General features: G+C 70.8%; 18 protein-coding genes and 1 pseudogene. 16 read left to right on the top strand and 3 right to left on the bottom strand.

Going from position 1 to position 19,880, the window contains the following annotated elements:
- Window positions 1-180: 180 nt before the first annotated feature.
- From dnaK to ASC60_RS00730, 6 genes are all read left to right on the top strand, one after another.
- The gene (gene dnaK / locus ASC60_RS00755; protein WP_055545642.1) at window positions 181-2,052 is read left to right on the top strand and encodes a molecular chaperone DnaK; all 1,872 of its coding nucleotides are present in this window, start codon (window positions 181-183) and stop codon (window positions 2,050-2,052) included.
- A complete protein-coding gene (grpE, locus tag ASC60_RS00750) occupies window positions 2,049-2,708 on the top strand; it encodes a nucleotide exchange factor GrpE (protein ID WP_055545640.1) in 660 nt (219 codons plus the stop codon). Before dnaK ends, grpE begins: the two co-directional genes overlap by 4 nt.
- A 54-nt stretch (window positions 2,709-2,762) precedes the next feature.
- A complete protein-coding gene (gene dnaJ, locus ASC60_RS00745; RefSeq protein WP_055545638.1) occupies window positions 2,763-3,941 on the top strand; it encodes a molecular chaperone DnaJ in 1,179 nt (392 codons plus the stop codon).
- A 4-nt stretch (window positions 3,942-3,945) separates the two neighbouring features.
- Window positions 3,946-4,431 carry a heat shock protein transcriptional repressor HspR gene (locus tag ASC60_RS00740; RefSeq protein WP_055545636.1) on the top strand — a complete coding sequence of 162 codons (486 nt, stop codon included), beginning with the start codon at window positions 3,946-3,948 and terminating at the stop codon, window positions 4,429-4,431.
- Window positions 4,432-4,647: 216 nt separating this feature from the next.
- Window positions 4,648-5,289, top strand: coding sequence for a Uma2 family endonuclease (locus tag ASC60_RS00735; RefSeq protein WP_234356728.1), 642 nt, complete (start codon window positions 4,648-4,650; stop codon window positions 5,287-5,289).
- Window positions 5,290-5,363: 74 nt separating this feature from the next.
- Complete coding sequence (locus tag ASC60_RS00730) at window positions 5,364-5,636, top strand: hypothetical protein (protein ID WP_055545634.1); 273 nt, start codon at window positions 5,364-5,366, stop codon at window positions 5,634-5,636.
- A 15-nt stretch (window positions 5,637-5,651) separates the two neighbouring features.
- On the opposite strand, the gene ASC60_RS00725 is transcribed toward ASC60_RS00730, so the two are convergent.
- Window positions 5,652-6,086, bottom strand: a complete 435-nt coding sequence (locus ASC60_RS00725; RefSeq protein ID WP_055545632.1) for an ATP-binding protein — start codon at window positions 6,084-6,086, stop codon at window positions 5,652-5,654.
- A gap of 278 nt (window positions 6,087-6,364) precedes the next feature.
- On the opposite strand from ASC60_RS00725, the gene ASC60_RS00720 reads away from it, so the two are divergent.
- The 4 genes and pseudogenes from ASC60_RS00720 to proP all read left to right on the top strand — a co-directional run bounded on the left by ASC60_RS00720 (window position 6,365) and on the right by proP (window position 9,976).
- Complete coding sequence (locus ASC60_RS00720; RefSeq protein ID WP_370592846.1) at window positions 6,365-7,171, top strand: helix-turn-helix transcriptional regulator; 807 nt, start codon at window positions 6,365-6,367, stop codon at window positions 7,169-7,171.
- An 11-nt stretch (window positions 7,172-7,182) separates the two neighbouring features.
- Window positions 7,183-7,383: a DUF397 domain-containing protein gene (locus ASC60_RS00715; RefSeq protein WP_055545628.1), complete on the top strand. Its 201-nt coding sequence runs from the start codon at window positions 7,183-7,185 to the stop codon at window positions 7,381-7,383.
- A gap of 741 nt (window positions 7,384-8,124) precedes the next feature.
- A pseudogene (locus tag ASC60_RS42520) lies at window positions 8,125-8,344 on the top strand (hypothetical protein); the annotation flags it as partial.
- Between the two features lie 102 nt (window positions 8,345-8,446).
- On the top strand, window positions 8,447-9,976 hold the full coding sequence (gene proP, locus ASC60_RS00705; RefSeq protein WP_199830867.1) for a glycine betaine/L-proline transporter ProP: 1,530 nt from the start codon (window positions 8,447-8,449) through the stop codon (window positions 9,974-9,976).
- Between the two features lie 12 nt (window positions 9,977-9,988).
- Here the strand turns inward: proP and ASC60_RS00700 are convergent, their stop codons facing one another.
- Window positions 9,989-10,393, bottom strand: a complete 405-nt coding sequence (locus tag ASC60_RS00700; protein WP_055545622.1) for a pyridoxamine 5'-phosphate oxidase family protein — start codon at window positions 10,391-10,393, stop codon at window positions 9,989-9,991.
- A 123-nt stretch (window positions 10,394-10,516) separates the two neighbouring features.
- On the opposite strand from ASC60_RS00700, the gene clpB reads away from it, so the two are divergent.
- Window positions 10,517-13,111 carry an ATP-dependent chaperone ClpB gene (gene clpB / locus ASC60_RS00695; protein WP_055545620.1) on the top strand — a complete coding sequence of 865 codons (2,595 nt, stop codon included), beginning with the start codon at window positions 10,517-10,519 and terminating at the stop codon, window positions 13,109-13,111.
- Window positions 13,112-13,216: 105 nt separating this feature from the next.
- The gene (locus tag ASC60_RS00690; RefSeq protein WP_055545618.1) at window positions 13,217-13,753 is read left to right on the top strand and encodes a YbjN domain-containing protein; all 537 of its coding nucleotides are present in this window, start codon (window positions 13,217-13,219) and stop codon (window positions 13,751-13,753) included.
- A gap of 87 nt (window positions 13,754-13,840) precedes the next feature.
- On the opposite strand, the gene ASC60_RS00685 is transcribed toward ASC60_RS00690, so the two are convergent.
- The gene (locus tag ASC60_RS00685) at window positions 13,841-15,010 is read right to left on the bottom strand and encodes a pyridoxal phosphate-dependent aminotransferase (protein WP_055545616.1); all 1,170 of its coding nucleotides are present in this window, start codon (window positions 15,008-15,010) and stop codon (window positions 13,841-13,843) included.
- Between the two features lie 750 nt (window positions 15,011-15,760).
- Between ASC60_RS00685 and ASC60_RS00680 the strand changes: the two genes are divergently transcribed.
- From ASC60_RS00680 to ASC60_RS00665, 4 genes are all read left to right on the top strand, one after another.
- A complete protein-coding gene (locus ASC60_RS00680) occupies window positions 15,761-16,324 on the top strand; it encodes a DUF2617 family protein (protein WP_055545615.1) in 564 nt (187 codons plus the stop codon).
- A gap of 95 nt (window positions 16,325-16,419) precedes the next feature.
- Window positions 16,420-18,015 carry a polyamine aminopropyltransferase gene (locus tag ASC60_RS00675; protein WP_055545614.1) on the top strand — a complete coding sequence of 532 codons (1,596 nt, stop codon included), beginning with the start codon at window positions 16,420-16,422 and terminating at the stop codon, window positions 18,013-18,015.
- Between the two features lie 122 nt (window positions 18,016-18,137).
- The gene (locus tag ASC60_RS00670) at window positions 18,138-18,989 is read left to right on the top strand and encodes an SRPBCC domain-containing protein (RefSeq protein WP_055545612.1); all 852 of its coding nucleotides are present in this window, start codon (window positions 18,138-18,140) and stop codon (window positions 18,987-18,989) included.
- A 57-nt stretch (window positions 18,990-19,046) separates the two neighbouring features.
- A complete protein-coding gene (locus ASC60_RS00665) occupies window positions 19,047-19,859 on the top strand; it encodes an aldose epimerase (RefSeq protein ID WP_055545610.1) in 813 nt (270 codons plus the stop codon).
- The last annotated feature ends 21 nt before the right edge of the window (window positions 19,860-19,880 follow it).

Here is a 19,880-nt window from a genome sequence, read left to right as displayed (position 1 = left end):
CACCCCCATGTAGTCGGCCGGCCGGTGATTTGCGTCGCCGGACGGCCCCGCGGTGCGCCCCCTTGGGCGTAAGGCTCATATAAAAGTTGAGTGGTGGCGACTCAGGTCTGTTGACAGCGAAGAGTTGATCATGCACGCTTGAGTCTGTTCCACTCAATGCTGTAGCTGGAGGATTCCGAAATGGCACGTGCGGTCGGCATCGACCTGGGTACGACGAACTCCGCCGTCAGTGTTCTCGAAGGCGGTGAGCCCAACGTCATCACCAACGCCGAGGGCGCCAGGACCACGCCGTCCGTCGTCGCCTTCGCGAAGAACGGTGAGGTGCTGGTCGGCGAGGTGGCCAAGCGCCAGGCGGTCACCAACGTGGACCGGACCATCCGGTCGGTCAAGCGCCACATGGGCACCGACTGGAAGGTCAACCTCGACGGCAAGGACTTCAACCCGCAGCAGATCAGCGCCTTCATCCTGCAGAAGCTCAAGCGGGACGCGGAGGCGTACCTCGGCGAGAAGGTCACGGACGCGGTCATCACCGTCCCGGCGTACTTCAACGACACCGAGCGCCAGGCCACCAAGGAAGCCGGTGAGATCGCGGGCCTCAATGTCCTGCGTATCGTCAACGAGCCTACCGCCGCCGCGCTCGCCTACGGGCTGGAGAAGGACGACCAGACCATCCTGGTCTTCGACCTCGGCGGCGGCACCTTCGACGTCTCGCTGCTGGAGATCGGCGACGGCGTGGTGGAGGTCAAGGCCACCAACGGTGACAACCACCTCGGTGGTGACGACTGGGACCAGCGCGTCGTCGACTACCTGGTGAAGCAGTTCAACAACGCCAACGGCGTGGACCTGTCCAAGGACAAGATGGCCCTGCAGCGCCTCCGTGAGGCCGCTGAGAAGGCGAAGATCGAGCTGTCCAGCTCGACCGAGACCACCATCAACCTGCCCTACATCACGGCCTCCGCCGAGGGCCCGCTGCACATGGACGAGAAGCTCACCCGCTCGCAGTTCCAGCAGCTGACCTCGGACCTGCTGGAGCGCTGCAAGACCCCGTTCCACAACGTCATCAAGGACGCGGGCATCTCGCTGTCCGAGATCGACCACGTGGTCCTGGTCGGCGGCTCGACCCGGATGCCCGCCGTCGCCGAGCTGGTCAAGGAGCTGACCGGCGGCAAGGACGCCAACAAGGGCGTCAACCCGGACGAGGTCGTCGCCATCGGCGCGTCCCTCCAGGCCGGTGTCCTCAAAGGTGAGGTCAAGGACGTCCTGCTGCTGGACGTCACCCCGCTGTCCCTCGGTATCGAGACCAAGGGCGGCATCATGACCAAGCTGATCGAGCGCAACACGACGATCCCGACCAAGCGCTCGGAGATCTTCACCACGGCCGAGGACAACCAGCCGTCCGTGCAGATCCAGGTCTACCAGGGCGAGCGCGAGATCGCCGCGTACAACAAGAAGCTCGGGATGTTCGAGCTGACCGGCCTGCCGCCGGCCCCGCGCGGGGTGCCGCAGATCGAGGTCACCTTCGACATCGACGCGAACGGCATCATGCACGTCGCGGCGAAGGACCTGGGCACCGGCAAGGAGCAGAAGATGACCGTCACCGGCGGCTCCGCGCTGCCGAAGGACGACATCGACCGCATGATGCGCGAGGCCGAGCAGTACGCGGAGGAGGACCACAAGCGCCGCGAGGCCGCCGAGACCCGCAACCAGGCCGAGCAGCTGGTCTACCAGACCGAGAAGTTCCTCAAGGACAACGAGGACAAGGTCCCGGGCGAGGTCAAGACCGAGGTCGAGGAAGCGGTGACCGACCTCAAGGAGAAGCTCAAGGGCGAGGACACCGCCGAGATCCGCACCGCGACCGAGAAGGTCGCCGCGGTCAGCCAGAAGCTCGGACAGGCGATGTACGCCAACACCGAGGCCGGCGAGGCCGGCGAGGCCGGTGCCGCCGGTGCGGCCGGTGGCGAGGGCGCCCAGGCCAAGGCCGACGACGATGTGGTGGACGCCGAGATCGTCGACGACGAGAAGGCCGACAAGGGCCAGGGTGGTGCCGCGTGACGGAGGAGACCCCGGGCTTCGAGGAGCAGCCCGACGTCCCCCCCGAAGCCGCGCAGACCCCCGACGACGCGGCGAAGGGCGCCGGGTCCGCCGACAAGGCGGGCCCGGGTGCCCCGGCCGGGGACCTCGAACAGGTAGCCATCCAGGCGCAGCTGGACCAGGTGCGTACCGCCCTCAACGAGCGGACCGCCGACCTCCAGCGACTTCAGGCCGAGTACCAGAACTACCGGCGCCGGGTCGAGCGGGACCGGGTGCAGGTCAAGGAGGTCGCGGTCGCGAACCTCCTGAGCGAGCTGCTTCCCGTGCTCGACGACATCGGCCGGGCGCGGGAGCACGGCGAACTCGTCGGCGGCTTCAAGTCCGTCGCCGAATCGCTGGAGACGGTGGCGGCGAAGCTGGGCCTGCAGCAGTTCGGCAAGGAGGGCGAGTCCTTCGACCCGCTGGTGCACGAGGCGCTCATGCACTCGTACGCGCCGGATGTCACCGAAACGACGTGCGTGCAGATTCTCCAGCCGGGGTATCGAATCGGCGAACGAACGATCCGCCCGGCGCGGGTCGCGGTCGCCGAGCCCCAGCCGGGTGCCTCGCCCAAGGGCCCGGGCGAAGGCGACGGCACGGCGCCGGACGAGGAGAGCGGTGGCCCGGAAGAGGGCTGACGCGACGGTGACAGCAGGGCCGACAGGATCCATAGGAAAGGAGGGACGTCGGGGATGAGCACCAAGGACTTCGTCGAGAAGGACTACTACAAGGTTCTCGGCGTCCCCAAGGACGCGACCGAGGCAGAGATCAAGAAGGCGTACCGGAAGCTCGCCCGCGAGTATCACCCGGACGCCAACAAGGGCGACGCCAAGGCCGAGGAGCGCTTCAAGGAGATCTCCGAGGCGAACGACATCCTCGGCGACCCCAAGCGGCGCAAGGAGTACGACGAGGCCCGCTCCCTGTTCGGCAACGGGGGCTTCCGCCCCGGGCCGGGCGGGGCGGGCTCCACCGGAAGCTTCAACTTCGACCTGGGCGACCTCTTCGGCGGCGCCCAGGGCGGCCCCGGTGGCGCGGGCGGCTTCGGCGGCGGGCTCGGCGACGTGTTCGGCGGGCTCTTCAACCGCGGCGGGGCCACCCGTACCCAGCCGCGGCGCGGCCAGGACGTCGAGTCCGAGGTGACGCTCAGCTTCACCGAGGCCGTCGAAGGGGCCACCGTTCCGCTGCGGATGTCCAGCCAGGCCCCGTGCAAGACGTGCTCCGGCACCGGCGACAAGAACGGCACCCCGCGGGTCTGCCCGACCTGCGTCGGCACCGGGCAGGTCAGCCGGGGCGGCGGGGGCGGCTTCTCGCTCACCGACCCGTGCGTGGAGTGCCGGGGCCGCGGTCTGATCGCGCAGGACCCGTGCGAGACCTGCAAGGGCAGCGGGCGGGCCCGTTCCGCCCGCACCATGCAGGTCCGCATCCCCGCGGGCGTCAGCGACGGCCAGCGCATCCGGCTGCGCGGCAAGGGCGCCCCGGGCGAGACCGGCGGTCCGGCCGGTGACCTCTACGTCATCGTCCATGTGGACCCGCATCCGGTCTTCGGCCGCCGCGGCGACAACCTGACCGTCACCGTCCCCGTCACCCTTCCGGAGGCGGCGCTCGGCGGCGAGATCAAGGTCCCGACGCTGGGCGGTCCGCCGGTCACCCTGAAGCTGCCGGCCGGCACGCCGGGCGGCCGGACGATGCGCGCCCGCGGCAAGGGCGCGGTGCGCAAGGACGGCACCCGCGGCGACCTGCTGGTCACCGTGGAGGTCACGGTGCCGAAGGACCTCAGCGACTCGGCTCGTGAGGCGCTGGAGTCCTACCGGGAGGCGACCGCGGGCGAGGACCCGCGGGCGGAGCTGTTCCAGGCCGCGAAGGGAGCATGACCCGATGGAGACGCACGGCCGAGGGGGCCTTGGAGGCAGGGGAGCCGGCCGATCCCGCAATCCGTACGAGCTGACCGACGAATCGCCGGTGTACGTCATCTCGGTCGCCGCTCAGCTCTCCGGCCTGCATCCGCAGACCCTGCGTCAGTACGACCGCCTCGGTCTGGTCTCCCCGGACCGCACCCCCGGCCGCGGCCGGCGGTATTCCGCGCGCGACATCGAGCTGCTGCGCCAGGTGCAGCAGCTGTCCCAGGACGAGGGCATCAACCTCGCGGGGATCAAGCGCATCATCGAACTGGAGAACCAGGTCGCCGCGCTCCAGTCGCGCGTGGCCGAGCTGCAGTCGGCCGTCGAGGGCGCGGCCGTCGCGATGCAGCAGCGCGAGGCCCAGGTCCATGCCTCGTACCGCCGTGACCTGGTCCCCTACCAGGATGTCCACCAGGGCAGCGCGCTGGTCGTCTGGCGCCCCAAGCCCAAGCGCAGGGACTAGCGTCTCCCTTGATGCGAGCGACAGGCCCGGCGACCGACCTCGGTCACCGGGCCTGTCGCATGGCGAGGTCTGCGATGCTCCCGTCCGAGGACTCATCCGTTCGAGTGGCACGCCACCCCAACCCGGGCCGTCAGGCCACTCGTCTCCCTAGCGTGAGGCCGTTGCCTGTGCCGCAAGGGCACGCTTGGCCCACACTTGAGGAGGAGGTGCTGCGCCGTGATCGCACTCGCCCATGAGGCGCCTACGACGTCGGAGGTGCCCGAGACCATGTCCCCGATCTCGCTCGATGAGGCCCTGTGGCAGGCGTGGAAGTCCCTGGAACTCCCCGAGGGCTTTCGCGCGGAGATTGTCGAGGGGTTCATCGAGGTGTCGCCGACCGGACGTTCCAGCCATGGTTTGATCATTCACCGCATGTACCGCGCGATGGCGCATTGCCTGGATGACTCTGATTGGGCTGCGTATCGCGACCTGAACGTCATCCACGGAATGAAGGTGTGGGTCCCTGACATCTTCGTCGCGCCGGAGGAACCCGAAGAGCACCTCACCGAGGACGGCCTCGGCTTCGCCGCATCCGCCGTGAAGCTCGTCGTTGAAGTGGTCTCTCCCGGGCATGAGAACCAGCAGCGCGATCGGGTGCGCAAGCGCCGCGCCTACGCCGGGGCCGGAATTCCCGTCTACGTCATGATCGACGACCACGATCAGCATGGCACGGTCACCGTGCTGACCTCGCCCTCTCCGGACGAGCAGACGTACGCGGCCGAGACTCGTGTCCCGTACGGCACGGTGGTGGAGATTCCGGAGGGCCCGGCGAAGGGTTTCGCGATCACGGAAGAGATCACCGGCCCGCGCCAGTCGTGATCGGAGCGCGATGAGTTCCGGGCCGCTGGACGGTCCTACCTGCTGAACGGAGCATTCCACCGCAGGAGACCTCGATGCACGCAGTCCTTGTCACCCTGACCATCGACCCGGACCAGGCCCCCGCGGCCGCCGCCGCGCTCATGAACGACATACTGCCGAAGCTCACCGCCGCGCCGGGCTTCCTCTCCGGGCAGTGGCTGGAGCCCGTGGACGGCCGCGGCATGTCGATCCTGACGTTCGAGGACGAGGAACGGGCCCGCGCCGCCGCCCCGCTGCTGAGCGCCTCCGCCCCCGGCGTCACGATCGAGTCCGTCGAACTCCGCCGCGTCGCCCTCACCGCGCCCTGACCCACCGGCTACGGCCTACGCCCAGGCAGCGGGCGGCTTCCGGCTGATCTCGCACCAGACGACCTTGGACGCGGGCCCCCACCGCTCGCCCGTCAGCGGGTAGTGGCTCCACCGGTCGGCGAGCAGTCGCAGCAGGTGCAGTCCTCGCCCGCTCTCGCTGCCCACCGTGAGCGGCCGGAGGCCGGGCGGGGCGGCGCTGGAGTCCCACACGGTCATCCGCAGCGTCTCGGTGGACCACTTCAGCCGAAGGTCGGCCTCGCCGCCCGCGTGCACGAGGGCGTTGGTGAGCATCTCGCTCGCCAACAGCTCGGCCCGATCCACGAGTTCGGACAGCTCATGGGCAGTGAGGGCGCTGCGGAGGGAGGCTCTGGCCACGCCGACGGCCCGGGGGTCGTGCGGGATATGGAAGCAGTACTCGAACGGGGCGACGGGTGGCGTGACGAGGGGCATAGGGGCCTCCTGCTGGCGCGATGGGACGGGCCGACCGGTGTCGATGCCGCCGCCCTGCGTTTGCGGGCATGGCGGTGCGCTTCCGGCTGGCCGGTTGCTTCGCTGGGTGAGCGATGCGATACGTAACGTAGGGTGCAGCCCTGCTACGTTGCAAGCCTTATCCCTTTAATTCGCCCGGCCGAGTCGAGCCGTGTCATCGTTGCCACAACAGGCCATCAGGAAAGTGAGGGCGCATGCCGCCGAGAAGTAACCCCACGGCCCGCCAGGTGCGGTTGGGCGTGGAGCTGCGGAAGATGCGGGAGCGTGCTGACATGACCGCGCGTGAGGCTGGAGAACTTCTCGGTACCGGCCCGATTCAGATCAGCCACATCGAGGCGGGGCGCATCGGTGTCAGCGAGGAACGGTTGCGCAGACTCGCGGAGAACTACCACTGCGACGACAGCGAGTTGATCGAGACGCTTGTCGACATGGCGACAGAACGGGGCCGTGGCTGGTGGGAGGACTACCGGGGCGCCCTCGCCACCCCGGCTCTGGACATCGCAGCCCTGGAGTGGCACGCCCGCAGCCTGTCCACCCTGCAAGTCGTGTACGTCCCGGGCCTGCTCCAGGCAGAGCCGTACACGCGTGCCCTTCTCACCTACGCGCGATCGTCCTTCTCGGCAGACCACCTTGAAGCGCTGGTCGACTTCCGTATGCAACGCCGCGCAGTGCTCCACCGTGAAGACCCGCCCGAGTACACGGCAACCATTCACGAGGCGGCTCTGCGCATGAGGGTGGGTGACCGCGTGGTTGCGGGCGAGCAGTTGAGGTACATCCTGGAGAGAAGTGAGCTTCCCGGTGTCACTGTGCGGGTGATCCCCTTCTCCGCCGATGGCTTCGCGGGAATGGGAGACTCCATGCTCTACGCGACGGGGCCGGTGCCCCGGCTGGACACGGTCCAGGTGGATCAGGCCCACGGAAGCGCCTTCTTGGACGGGGAATCGCAACTGGACCATTATCGGAAACGACTGGTCATCGCGGAGCGAGCAGCGCTCAGCCCCGAGGGATCGCGCGACTTCATCCGACGGATCGAGCTGGACCTGTGAGAGGTAGCACGATGCAGCACATCAGCTGGCGGAAGTCCTCCTTCTCCGGCAACGGGATCAACAACGAGTGCGTCGAACTCGCCACCATCAAGGGCGGCGGCATACATCTGCGCGAGAGCGATACCCCGGGGGCTGTCCTCGCCGCCACCTCGCCCGCCCTCGCGGCCTTCATACGGGCGGCCAAGGCGGGGGAGTTCGACCGGTTGAGGTGACTCCCGGACAGCCATACGGCTTGGGATCGGCGTATCGCTGTCCGTGAGCCACCCCAACCGCGTTATCCACAGGCCCGAGCGCCGACGGATGATCGACGGCACGCTGGGGGCATGGCGGAAACGGGGGACGCGGTCCCGCTGACCGAGCTGGCCAGAGCGCACGGCGGGGTCCTGCTGACAGCCCAGGCCATGGCCTGCGGATGGCCGCAGCGGAGGCTGAACCGGCGCCTGGTGAGCGACGGATGGACGCGTATCCGTACCGGGGCTTGGCTTGAGCCGGGGCGGGTGCTGGACGAGATGGTGCTGTTGCACGCCAACCAGGCGGGGCGCCCACAGCTGGTGGTGAGCCACACCGCCGCAGCGGTGCTGCATGACATCGAAACCCGCACCCAGCGTGTGGAGTTCACCGCCCCACGCGGGGTCAGCGCGACCGTCCACGGTGGGGTGCTGCACAAGATGCGGCTCGGCGAGGAGGAAACCACGACGGTGGACGGGCTGAGGGCGACCACCGTGGTACGCACCATGGCAGACCCTTTACGGGCCGGGCCGCGTGACGACGCGCTGGTGGCGGTGGAGTCGGCGGTGAGCCGGCGGCCCAGCCGGTACGGGGGCGGGAGGGGCCGCAGGGCGCCGCCCGGAACTGTTTCCGTGTGTGAGCAAAGCCTTGCAGAATGCCACTGGGGCGTCGTGCCGCACAAGGGCTTTGCGAGAACGACGAGGCTCTTGACGCACGCCAAGGCGCACCATGGAGGTGTGGGAGGGGGGATGCGGCTGCGCATGAACAACGGGCCGAGGCCGAGGTGGGGCCCGGCGACGCGTACGTGGTGCCGCCCGGTCACGACGCGTGGGTGGTCGGTGACGAGGGGTGGTGGTGTACGACACGGGCGGTGGGATGGTCGAGGCCCGCTCCAGCCGCGCTGATCCACGGTGTTTGGCCGGGCGCGGTGCCGGTAACGCGTAGCAGCCCGGATCCGTCGACAGGTATGAAATGAGTACCGGCCCCACTCCCCCGCACCAGGGCGGCCGCCCGGCCAGAGGCGGCGGCAGCGCTCGTACCGACCGCATGCTGCGGACCCTGCTCCGCCGCCGCAAGAAGTCGCTCGCCTACGAGGACGTCACCGTCGTCGACCGGCCCCGGCTGCGGCGCGCGGTGACGGCGACCGCGGTCGGCAACACCATGGAGTGGTTCGACTTCGGCGTCTACGCGTATGTCGCGGTCACCCTCGGCAAGGTCTTCTTTCCGTCCAGTTCCCCGGCCGCCCAGGTGGTGTCGACGTTCGCCACCTTCGCGGTCGCCTTCCTGGTGCGTCCGCTCGGCGGGCTGGTCTTCGGGCCGCTGGGCGACCGCATCGGGCGACGGCGGGTGCTGTCCACCACCATGATCATGATGGCGGTCAGCACCTTCGCGGTGGGGCTGCTGCCCGGTTACGGCTCGATCGGCTTCGCCGCGCCGGTGCTGCTGCTGGTGTGCCGGGTGCTGCAGGGCTTCTCGACCGGAGGTGAGTACGCCGGGGCGACCACGTACATCGCGGAGTTCGCGCCCGACCGGCGGCGGGGCTTCCTGGGCAGCTGGCTCGACTTCGGCACGTTCGTCGGCTATTCGCTGGGTTCCGGGCTGGTCACGGTGCTCACCGCCGTGCTCGGGGACGACGGCATGGTGGACTGGGGCTGGCGGATTCCGTTCCTGGTCGCCGGGCCGCTGGGCGCGATCGGTCTGTACATGCGGCTGCGGCTGGAGGAGAGCCCGGCGTTCCAGCAGGAGGCCGACCGGGCGGCCGAGGCGGCGAAGGCCGCGGCGGCCGGCGGGGGCACCGTGCCGGTGGAGGACGCGCGGCAGTCCGGCAAGGGACGGCTGAAGGAGATCTTCACCCGGCACTGGCAGGCCGTGCTGATCTGCATGGGTCTGGTGCTGCTGTACAACGTCACCAACTACATGGTGACGTCCTATCTGCCGACGTACATGACCTCCACGCTCGGCGAGGACGCCACCACCGCCCAGCTGCTGGTGCTGGGCACCATGGTGGTCGTGGCGCTGACGATCACCGTGGTCGGGCGGTCCTCCGACCGCTGGGGGCGGCGTCCGATGTTCATGGCCGGGAGCGGGGCCATGATCCTGCTGGCGATCCCCGCCTTCCTGCTGATCCAGGAGGGCGGCATCCTGCTGCCCGCGATCGGCTGCCTGGTGCTGGGGCTGCTGCTGGTCACGTTCGCGGGGACGAGCGCCGCCACGCTTCCGGCGCTGTTCCCGACCCGGTTGCGCTACGGCGCGCTGTCGATCTCGTTCAACCTCTCCGTGTCGCTGTTCGGCGGGACGACGCCGCTGGTCGCGTCGTCGCTGGTGGAGTCGACGGGCGATCCGCTGGTGCCCGCGTACTACCTGATGGCGGCCGGTGTGGTGGGCCTGGCCGCGGCCGTGTTCCTGTACGAGACGGCCGGGAAGCCGCTGCGCGGCTCGGGCCCGATGGTGGAGACCGAGGAGGAGGCCCGTACGGCGGTGGCGGAGAGCCGCACCGAGGCCGGGCGCAGGGCGCGCGACATCTGGATCAGGGTGCGCCACCCCCGGGGGTATCACCGGTACGACGAGGAGCGCTGAGCCCGGGTCCGGTCAGGCGCGGCCCATCGCACGGGTGATCGTGATCTCGATCAGGACGCGGTGCGGGTTGGGGCGGGGCGTGCGCTCGTAGCGTTCGGTGTAGCGGCGTTCGGCGTCGGCGATCAGCTCGGGTTCGGTGCGTACCCGCGCGGTGCCCTCCAGCGTGGCCCACCGCTTGCCCGCCATCTGGCAGACGGCGACCCGCGCGCCGTCCTCGCCCGCCGCCCGGACGTGGGCGACCTTGCGGCTGTGGCCGCTCGCGATGACGCGGGCGAGCCCGGCGCCGGGGTCGTAGGTGACGCCGATCGGGACGACGTGCGGGGTGCCGTCGGGGCGGAGGGTGGTGAGGGTGCACACATGGCGTTCGCGCCAGAACGCGAGGTACGCGGGGTCCGGGTGACGGGGATCGAGGGCCATGGACGGGAACCTATGGCCAGAACGCTGGCGGAAGCACAGTTGAGTGGAATAGACTCAACTTTACGCATGTTGTGCAGTGCAGGATTGTGGGCCGCCGCCGCATGACGAGGAGGAGCACAGAACGTGGACGCCGAACTGACCAACAAGAGCCGGGCGGCACTGAGCGCCGCCAATGACCGGGCGGTGTCCGCCGGGCACGCCGACCTGACCCCGGCCCATCTGCTGCTCGCCCTGCTCGAAGGGCAGGACAACGAGAATGTGATGGATCTGCTGGCCGCCGTCGACACCGACGCGGCCGTCGTACGGAACGGGACCGAGCGGCTGCTCGCCGCCCTGCCCAGCGTGCAGGGCTCCACCGTGGCCCCGCCGCAGGCCAGCCGCGACCTGCAGGCCGTCCTGGTGGACGCCGCGCAGCGCGCGAAGGACCTCGGCGACGACTACATCTCCACCGAGCACCTTCTGATCGGCACCGCCGCCAAGGGCGGCCGGACCGGGGAGCTGCTCGACCAGCAGGGGGCGGGCGCCAAGAAGCTGCTCGCCGCGTTCGAGAAGGCCAGAGGTGGACAGCGGGTGACGACTCCCGACCCGGAGGGCACGTACAAGGCGCTGGAGAAGTTCGGCACCGACTTCACCGCCGCCGCCCGCGAGGGCAAGCTCGACCCGGTCATCGGCCGGGACCAGGAGATCCGGCGCGTGGTGCAGGTGCTCTCGCGGCGCACGAAGAACAACCCGGTGCTGATCGGCGACCCGGGCGTCGGCAAGACCGCCGTGGTGGAGGGGCTGGCGCAGCGCATCGTCAAGGGCGATGTGCCGGAGAGCCTGCGCGACAAGCGGCTGGTCGCCCTCGACCTCGGCGCGATGGTCGCGGGCGCGAAGTACCGGGGCGAGTTCGAGGAGCGGCTGAAGACCGTCCTCGCCGAGATCAAGTCCAGCGACGGCCAGATCATCACCTTCATCGACGAGCTGCACACCGTGGTCGGCGCGGGCGCCGGCGGCGACTCGTCCATGGACGCGGGCAACATGCTCAAGCCCATGCTGGCCCGCGGCGAGCTGCGCATGGTCGGCGCCACCACGCTCGACGAGTACCGCGAGCGGATCGAGAAGGACGCCGCGCTGGAGCGCCGCTTCCAGCAGGTGCTGGTCGCCGAGCCGACCGTCGAGGACACCGTGGCGATCCTGCGCGGGCTCAAGGGCCGCTACGAGGCCCACCACAAGGTGCAGATCGCGGACGGCGCGCTGGTGGCCGCCGCGACCCTCTCCGACCGGTACATCACCTCCCGCTTCCTGCCCGACAAGGCCATCGACCTGGTCGACGAGGCCGCCTCCCGGCTCCGCATGGAGATCGACTCCTCACCCGTGGAGATCGACGAGCTCCAGCGCTCCGTCGACCGGATGAAGATGGAGGAGATGGCGCTCGCCAAGGAGACCGACGAGGCCAGCAAGCTGCGGCTGGAGAAGCTGCGCCGCGACCTCGCCGACAAGGAGGAGGAGCTGCGCGGCCTGACCGCCCGCTGGGAGAAGGAGAAGCAGGGCCTCAACCGGGTCGGTGAGCTGAAGGAGAAGCTGGACGATCTGCGCGGCCAGGCCGAGCGCGCCCAGCGCGACGGCGACTTCGGCACCGCCTCCAAGCTGCTGTACGGGGAGATCCCGGCCCTGGAGCGCGAGCTGGCCGAGGCGTCCGAGGCCGAGGAGGAGGTGCAGCGGGAGGACCGCGGCACCATGGTCAAGGAGGAGGTCGGCCCGGACGACGTGGCCGATGTGGTCGCCTCCTGGACCGGCATCCCGGCGGGGCGGCTGCTGGAGGGCGAGACCCAGAAGCTGCTGCGCATGGAGGACGAGCTGGGCAAGCGGCTGATCGGCCAGACCGAGGCCGTACGGGCCGTCTCCGACGCCGTGCGCCGCACCCGGGCCGGGATCGCCGACCCGGACCGGCCCACCGGATCGTTCCTCTTCCTCGGCCCCACCGGCGTCGGCAAGACCGAGCTGGCCAAGGCGCTCGCCGACTTCCTCTTCGACGACGAGCGGGCCATGGTCCGCATCGACATGAGCGAGTACGGCGAGAAGCACAGCGTCGCCCGGCTGGTCGGCGCCCCGCCCGGCTACGTCGGCTACGAGGAGGGCGGCCAGCTCACCGAGGCGGTGCGCCGCCGCCCGTACAGCGTGGTGCTGCTGGACGAGGTGGAGAAGGCCCATCCCGAGGTCTTCGACATCCTGCTCCAGGTCCTGGACGACGGGCGGCTCACCGACGGCCAGGGCCGGACGGTGGACTTCCGCAACACCATCCTGGTGCTCACCTCCAACCTCGGCAGCCAGTACCTGATGGACCCGCTGCTCGGCGAGGAGGAGAAGAAGCAGAGCGTCCTGGAGACCGTGCGCAGCTCCTTCAAGCCCGAGTTCCTGAACCGGCTGGACGACCTGGTGGTCTTCTCCGCGCTCAGCCAGGACGAGCTGGCCCGCATCGCCGAACTGCAGATCGCCGCGCTCGCCCGGCGCCTCGCCGAGCGGCGGCTGAGCCTGGAGGTCACCCCGGAGGCCCTGGCCTGGCTCGCCGAGGAGGGCAACGACCCCGCCTACGGGGCGCGCCCGCTGCGCCGCCTGGTGCAGACCGCGATCGGCGACCGGCTGGCCCGGGAGATCCTGTCCGGCGAGGTCCGGGACGGCGACACGGTCCGGGTGGACCGCGTCGGCGACGGCCTTCTGGTGGGCCCGGCACAGTGACGCGTCCCCCCGTGCGGACTTGATCGTGCCAAGGTGCGTCCGGGGTTGCACGCCGGGGGCCGGTGTGAGGGAGGATGGCGGTATCCATACGAAGGGAAATCCACGGTGAGCATCGACCCGTCCTCGATTCCGAATTTCGGGGGCCAGCCCGAGCCCGAACCGGCGGGTCCGAGCGGCCCCGTGCTGCCCGACCAGGACCTGGTCAAGCAGCTGCTGGAGCAGATGGAGCTGAAGTACGTCGTCGACGAGGAGGGAGACCTCGCGGCGCCGTGGGAGCAGTTCCGCACGTACTTCATGTTCCGCGGTGAGGAGGAGCAGCAGGTCTTCTCCGTCCGGACGTTCTACGACCGGCCGCACGGCATCGAAGAGAAGCCGCAGCTGCTCGAGGTGACCGACGACTGGAACCGCCGCACCCTGTGGCCCAAGGTCTACAGCCACACCAATGACGACGGCACGGTCCGGTTGATCGGCGAAGCGCAGATGCTGATCGGCACCGGCGTCAGCCTGGAGCACTTCGTATCCAGCACGGTCAGCTGGGTGCGGGCTTCGATCGAGTTCGACCGCTGGCTGGTCGAGCAGCTCGGTCTGGAGACCGACGTCGAGTCCGGCGACGACGAGAAGCCGGGCGACGACGAGGCCTGAGCCAAAGAGTCCCCGGAGCCCGGTCGGCGCGCCGCCCCTGAAGGCGACGGCGCGCGGCCGGGCTCTTGCCATGTCCACCCGCCCGGGTCAGCCGGAGAGGGCCTTGAGGCGGGATACGGCGTCGGTGAGGACGTCCTTCCGCTTGCAGAAGGCGAAGCGGACGAAGGGGGCGCCCTGGGACTGGTGGTCGTAGAAGACGGCGTTCGGCACGGCCACGACGCCGCAGCGTTCGGGGAGGGAGCGGCAGAAGGCGAAGCCGTCGGAGGTGCCGAGGGGGCGGATGTCGGTGGTGATGAAGTAGGTGCCGGCCGGGCGGAAGACGGTGAAGCCCGCGTCGGTGAGGCCGTCGGCCAGCAGGTCGCGCTTGGCGCGCAGGTCCTCGCGGAGGCCGTGGAAGTAGGTCTCCGGCAGGCGGAGGGCCTCGGCGACCGCGTATTGGAAGGGGCCCGCGGAGACGTAGGTGAGGTACTGCTTGGCGGAGCGGACCGCGGTGATCAGCTCCGGGGTGGCGGTGATCCAGCCGACCTTCCAGCCGGTGAAGGAGTACGTCTTGCCCGCACTGCTGATGGTGACGGTGCGCTCGCGCATGCCGGGGAAGCCGGCGAGCGGGGTGTGGGCGGTGCCGAAGACGAGGTGTTCGTAGACCTCGTCCGTGATCACCAGCAGATCGCGCTCGACGGCGAGGGCGGCGACGGCGGCCAGCTCCTCATGGGTGAGGACGGTGCCGGTGGGGTTGTGGGGGGTGTTGAGGAGGATGAGGCGGGTGCGGTCGGTGACCGCGGCGCGCAGTTCGTCGAGGTCGAGGCGGAAGGCGCCGTCGTGCGGGCGGAGGGTGACGGGGACGCGTGTGCCGCCCGCCATCGCGATGCACGCCGCGTACGAGTCGTAGTACGGCTCCAGGGCGATCACCTCGTCGCCCGGTTCCAGCAGGGCCAGCAGCGAGGCGGCGATGGCCTCGGTGGCGCCCGCGGTGACCAGCACCTCGGTGTCGGGTTCATAGGACAGCCCGTAGAAGCGCTGCTGGTGCTCGGCGACCGCGGTGCGCAGCTCGGGGATGCCGGGGCCGGGCGGGTACTGGTTGCCGCGGCCGTCGCGCAGGGCGCGCACCGCGGCTTCGCGGACCTCTTCGGGGCCGTCGGTGTCGGGGAAGCCCTGGCCGAGGTTGATGGCACCGGTGCGCACGGCGAGGGCGGACATCTCGGCGAAGATCGTGGTGCCGAATGCGGCCAGCCGGCGGTTGAGCAGCGGTCGTCCCATGGGCCTATCCTCCGTCGAACCTCTGGACTTCCTCAACTCCGCTTTTGAGGGGTACCAGGCCGGGCAGGAGCCCCGCAGACACGACAGAGCGGTACCTCGTCATGGGGGCTCGCTACGGGGGATGGAAGGAGTGAGGACCCCATGGGTTTCATCATCTTTTTCGTCGTCGGCGTCTTCGCGATCATGGCGGTCGCGGCGCTGAGTGCCGGTAGGGCCAGGAAGCGGAACGGCGGTCGCCGGGGAGTGTACCGGGCGGGGTCGGCCGGTGGAGCGGCCGGCGGTGGCTGGTGGCTGGGCAGCAGTGGTTCGAGCGGCGGTGGCTGCGGTGGTGGCGGGGGCCATCACGGCGGTGGCGGCTGCGGCGGTGGCAGCGGCTGTGGCGGCGGAGGGGGCTGCGGCGGCGGTGGCGGTGGCGGCGGTGGCTGCGGGGGAGGCGCCTGAGCCGCCCTCGGGGAGGCCCGGTTCGGGGGGAACTTCGGTGATTCGCGCCCGGCGCGCCAACGTGCGCCGGGCGTCGGCGTGTTGAACACTTGAGCTGGAGACCGCCCTAGAGGGTGGAAACCCGGCGAAGGTGGGTAAAAATGATGTGGCGCCGACCATTTCATGATTCCGTATACCACCGCCCTACGGACCCCCACGTGCACCGCCCTACGGATCCCACGTGGGCACGAGCCGGCGTATCCGCATATCCCTGGACCACCGCGGGGCGAGCCGGCCCACCTTTCCCCTGCGTGCTTGCGGAGCCGACCCATGCTCACGACCCTCAAGACTGCCTACACCGACACTCGTGCCGACGACCTGGCCTGGGCCCTGGGGCGGGAACCGCTTCCGGCGCTGGCCGTTCTTGACCTTCGACTTCATGGTTTCGCCGTGCAGTTGAGGCTTCTCGGGGCCTCGCATCAGGTCCTTCTCGAAGCGGAGGACGGGCGCTGTTCGGAGACCGTGGCCTGCATGTCCGGTAGCAGCACCCCGCTTCCGCTGGGGGTTTCCACCCTCGTCGACGGCCGCGAGTACGAATTCGCGGCGCGGGTCGAGGAGTTGTCGCAGGGCTCGTTCGCGGGGCGGGCCCAGGAGTTACTGGCCCTGGTCGCCGACCATCCGCACGGCCTGGCCGGGACGTTCCCCGGCAGCCCGCACGCGTTCACCGCGCTGCTCGCGCAGTGGCACGAGGGCACGGTCGGCTGGCGCACCTGGCACGCGTATCCGCAGGAGGGGCGGTTGGTCACCACCCGTACCTGCCTGGGGGTGACGTCCATACCGATGCCGCTTAGGCCGCCCGCCGATCCGCCACCCGCCGATCTGGTGTCCGGATGATGCGGTGTACGGATGAGCGGCGGTCAGTGCACCCTTGTGGGTGACCAGGCGTGGGTGATTTGTAACGTAGCGTTCCGTTCGTGACCGAATCCCCGATGCCCGCGCCGGAGTCTGAGAGTCCGGTGCGGCTGCCCGTACGGGCCGGGTTCGGGCGCTTCCTGATCCTCGTCACCGTCTTCGTCTGCGCCGCCTGCGGACTGGTCTACGAACTCGAACTCGTCGCCCTCGCCTCCTACTTGGCGGGCGACTCGGTCACCCAGGCCTCCGTCGTCCTGTCGGTGATGGTGTTCGCCATGGGGGTCGGCTCCCTGCTCGCCAAGCGGCTGCGCTGCCGCGCCGCGGTCGGCTTCGGCGCCGTCGAGGCGGTGCTCGCGCTCCTCGGCGGCTGTTCGGCGATGGCCCTGTACGCGTGCTTCGCGTGGTGCGGGCAGTCGCGCTCCGCGCTGGTCGGCTTCTCGTTCGCGATCGGTGTGCTCATCGGCGCCGAGGTGCCGCTGTTGATGACGCTCATCCAGCGGGTGCGGCGGCAGGACCCGGGCGGCGCGGTCGCCGATCTGTTCGCCGCCGACTACGTGGGCGCGCTGGTCGGCGGGCTCGCCTTTCCGTTTCTGCTGCTGCCCGCGTTCGGCCAGCTGACCGGCGCGCTGGTGACGGGCGCGGTCAACGCGGTCGCGGGCGGGGCGCTGGTGCTGTGGCTGTTCCGCCGCGATCTGAGCGCACGGTCCCGGTGGGCGCTGATCGTCACCAACGCCCTGGTGCTCGCCCTGCTGGCCGCGGGCGCCGTCCTCACCCCGTCCTTCGAACGGGCCGCCCGGCAGGCCGTGTACGGGCCGGAGGTGCGCGTCGCGCTGCGCACCGGGGTGCAGGAGGTCGTGCTCACCGGCGGCCGGACCCGCGGGCGCCCGCTGTCGCTGTTCCTCGACGGGCGGCTGCAGGTCAGCGGGAACGACGAACTGCGCTACCACGAGGCGCTGATCCACCCCGCGATGGCGGCCGGGCCGCACCGCCGGGTCCTGGTGCTGGGCGGCGGCGACGGGCTCGCGGCCCGCGAGGTCCTGCGGTACGCCGGGGTCCGGTCGGTCACCGTCGTCGAGCGCGATCCCGAGGTGGTGCGGCTGGCCCGCCGCGACCCCGCGCTCTCCGCCCTCAACGCGGGCGCGTACCGCGATCGGCGGGTGCGGGTGGTCACCGCGGACGCCTTCGACTGGCTGCGGCGCAGGGCGGCGTACGACGTCGTGGTGTGCGATCTGCCCGACCCCGGTCTCACATCGAGCGCCAAGCTGTACTCGCAGGAGTTCTACGGCCTGGCGGAACGCGTGCTGGCCCCCGGCGGCCGGCTCGCCGTGCACGCGGGGGAGACGGGCTCGCGGCCCCGCGCGTACTGGACGGTGGACGCGACGATGCGGTCGGTGGGGCTGCGGACAGTGCCGTACGTGGTGGCGGCGCGCCCCTCGGAGGACGGCCCTTCGGACGGCGGCCCGGCGGCGGACGGGCCGACGGGGGAGGGGCCGCGCGACTGGGGGTTCCTGCTCGCGGCCCGCACCCCGCCCCGGCTGGCCCTCGCCCGTCACGGCCCCCGCCCGCGCTCGCTCACCCCGGCCGGTCTGGACGCGGCGCGGCGCGCGGCCGGGCGGAGCCGGGAGCCGCGCCTGCCGCCGTCGACCCTCATGCACCCGCGGTACGGGGACTGACACCGCGCGGGCCCCGGGGGCCGGTGGGCCGGTGAATCCGGTTCGTGATCTCGTGGGCTCATGGGACGAAAGTTGCGTGGGAACGGGTCTCAGCCAACGTGCGATGGGTAGTGTCTTGAGCTATGGAGCATGAGGTGTTCGTTCCGTTTCCCGTCGACACCGTCCGGCAGGCGCTCTCGGAGCCCGACCGCATCGCCCGTTGCGTCCCCGGGCTCCAGCAGGATGCCGATGAGGACGCGGGTCCGCTCGCCGGGCGGCTGCGGCTGCGCATCGGCGGATCCACCATCACCTACCGCGGTGCGCTGCGCGTCACCGAGCGCGGCGGTGGTGTGGAGGTCGAGGGCGAGGGCGCCGAGGCGCGGGGCGGCGGTTCGGTGAAGCTCGCGCTGACCCTGATGCCCCGGGCCGTGGAGGGCGGCGGTACGGGGCTGCGCTGCTCCGGGACCGTGCGCTGCGAGGGGCGGCTGGCCGAGTTCGACGCGCAGGCGACCGAGACGGTGGCCCGCCGGTTGCTGGACCGCTTCGGGGCGGCGCTGGCGTCCGGTCTCGAAGCGTCCCCGGTCACCCCGCCCGCCGATCACGACCCGCTCGCCGAGGCGGAGCTGCCGCTGCGCGCCGACGACACCGCTCAGGCCGACGACCGGGCCGAGGGCGTGGAGGAGGCCGAGGACGTCGACGTGGACGACATCGGCGACCTCGACGACATCGACTCGGTGGGCGACGTCAGCGCCCTCGCCGAGCTGGGCGGGCTCGACGACGAGCCCCCGGCCGAGGCCGCGCACGCCCGCCGCACCATGATCGGCCGTTCGACCGAGGAGGTCGACCACGCCCCGCCCCGCGGCCGCTACGCGCCCGTACCGGCGCCCGAGGCCGGGTCCACCAGCGCCGCGCTGCGCTGGGCCGCGCCCGCCGCGGCGGTGGTGATCGCGTCGGCCGTCGTCGTCGGCCGGCGCGTTCTGCGCCGCCGCCGGTGAGCGGGCGGCGTCGCTGACCGGTCGCCGTCCCCGAGCGGCTGCGCATAGGGTCGTGACGTGACCGAAGAGACAACGGATACCAAGGGCGTCCGGCTGATCGCCGGGGACGCCGAGCTGACCGTTTCGCCCGACAACGGCTGCCGCATCGGCTCGCTGCGCATCGGTGGCACGGAGCTGCTGCGGCAGGGCCCGCGGTACGGGTCCTTCCCGATGGTGCCCTGGTGCGGCCGGGTCGAGCTGGGACGGTTCCGCGACGGCGGCCGGAGCCATCAACTGCCCGTCAACTCCCCGCCGCACGCGATCCACGGCACCGGCCGGGACCTCGCCTGGCGTACGGTCCGCACCGGGCCGGACAGCGCGGCCTTCACCTACGACCTCGCCGACCCCTGGCCGTACGAGGGCCGGGTCACCCAGAGCTTCGACCTGGCCGCGGACGCGCTGACCGTCACCATGAGCGTGGAGACCGACGGCGACTCCTTCCCCGCGCAGGCCGGGTGGCATCCGTGGTTCCTGCGCGATCTGGGTGAGGGCGGCGCCGGCGTCGAGCTGTCCTTCACCGCGGAATGGCAGGAGGAGCGCGGCGAGAACCACCTCCCCACCGGCCACCGCGTCCCGCCGCGCCCGGGCCCGTGGGACGACTGCTTCGGCATGCCGGACGGGGTGGACGTCACGCTGACCTGGCCGGGGCGGCTCGAACTGAAGGTCACCAGCCGCAGCGAATGGGTCGTGATCTACGACGAGCAGGCGGAGGCGGTGTGCGTCGAGCCGCAGTCCGGGCCGCCGAACGGTCTGAACACCCTTCCCCGCCTGGTCACGCCCATCGACCCGCTGGAGATCTCCATGACGTGGAGCTGGCGCGAGCTGGCGTAGGGGCCGGTGGGGGCCGGTGGG

The organism is Streptomyces sp. NBRC 110028, from assembly GCF_001417735.1.
Classification (GTDB): Bacteria; Actinomycetota; Actinomycetes; order Streptomycetales; family Streptomycetaceae; genus Streptomyces.
Note: the sequence above shows the minus strand (reverse complement) of the source record. Positions and strands in the feature narration are given on the sequence as shown.

Bases quoted from the DNA above. Each gene is read 5' to 3' on its own strand.
- ASC60_RS00715 (WP_055545628.1), top strand. From the start codon at position 7,183: ATGCAGCACATCAGCTGGCGGAAGTCCTCCTTCTCCGGCAACGGGATC.
- dnaJ (WP_055545638.1), top strand. From the start codon at position 2,763: ATGAGCACCAAGGACTTCGTCGAGAAGGACTACTACAAGGTTCTCGGC.
- ASC60_RS00675 (WP_055545614.1), top strand. From the start codon at position 16,420: ATGCCCGCGCCGGAGTCTGAGAGTCCGGTGCGGCTGCCCGTACGGGCC.
- ASC60_RS00670 (WP_055545612.1), top strand. From the start codon at position 18,138: ATGGAGCATGAGGTGTTCGTTCCGTTTCCCGTCGACACCGTCCGGCAG.
- ASC60_RS00700 (WP_055545622.1), bottom strand. From the start codon at position 10,393: ATGGCCCTCGATCCCCGTCACCCGGACCCCGCGTACCTCGCGTTCTGG.
- ASC60_RS00730 (WP_055545634.1), top strand. From the start codon at position 5,364: ATGCACGCAGTCCTTGTCACCCTGACCATCGACCCGGACCAGGCCCCC.
- proP (WP_199830867.1), top strand. From the start codon at position 8,447: ATGCTGCGGACCCTGCTCCGCCGCCGCAAGAAGTCGCTCGCCTACGAG.
- ASC60_RS00685 (WP_055545616.1), bottom strand. From the start codon at position 15,010: ATGGGACGACCGCTGCTCAACCGCCGGCTGGCCGCATTCGGCACCACG.
- ASC60_RS00740 (WP_055545636.1), top strand. From the start codon at position 3,946: ATGGAGACGCACGGCCGAGGGGGCCTTGGAGGCAGGGGAGCCGGCCGA.
- ASC60_RS00680 (WP_055545615.1), top strand. From the start codon at position 15,761: ATGCTCACGACCCTCAAGACTGCCTACACCGACACTCGTGCCGACGAC.
- ASC60_RS00725 (WP_055545632.1), bottom strand. From the start codon at position 6,086: ATGCCCCTCGTCACGCCACCCGTCGCCCCGTTCGAGTACTGCTTCCAT.
- dnaK (WP_055545642.1), top strand. From the start codon at position 181: ATGGCACGTGCGGTCGGCATCGACCTGGGTACGACGAACTCCGCCGTC.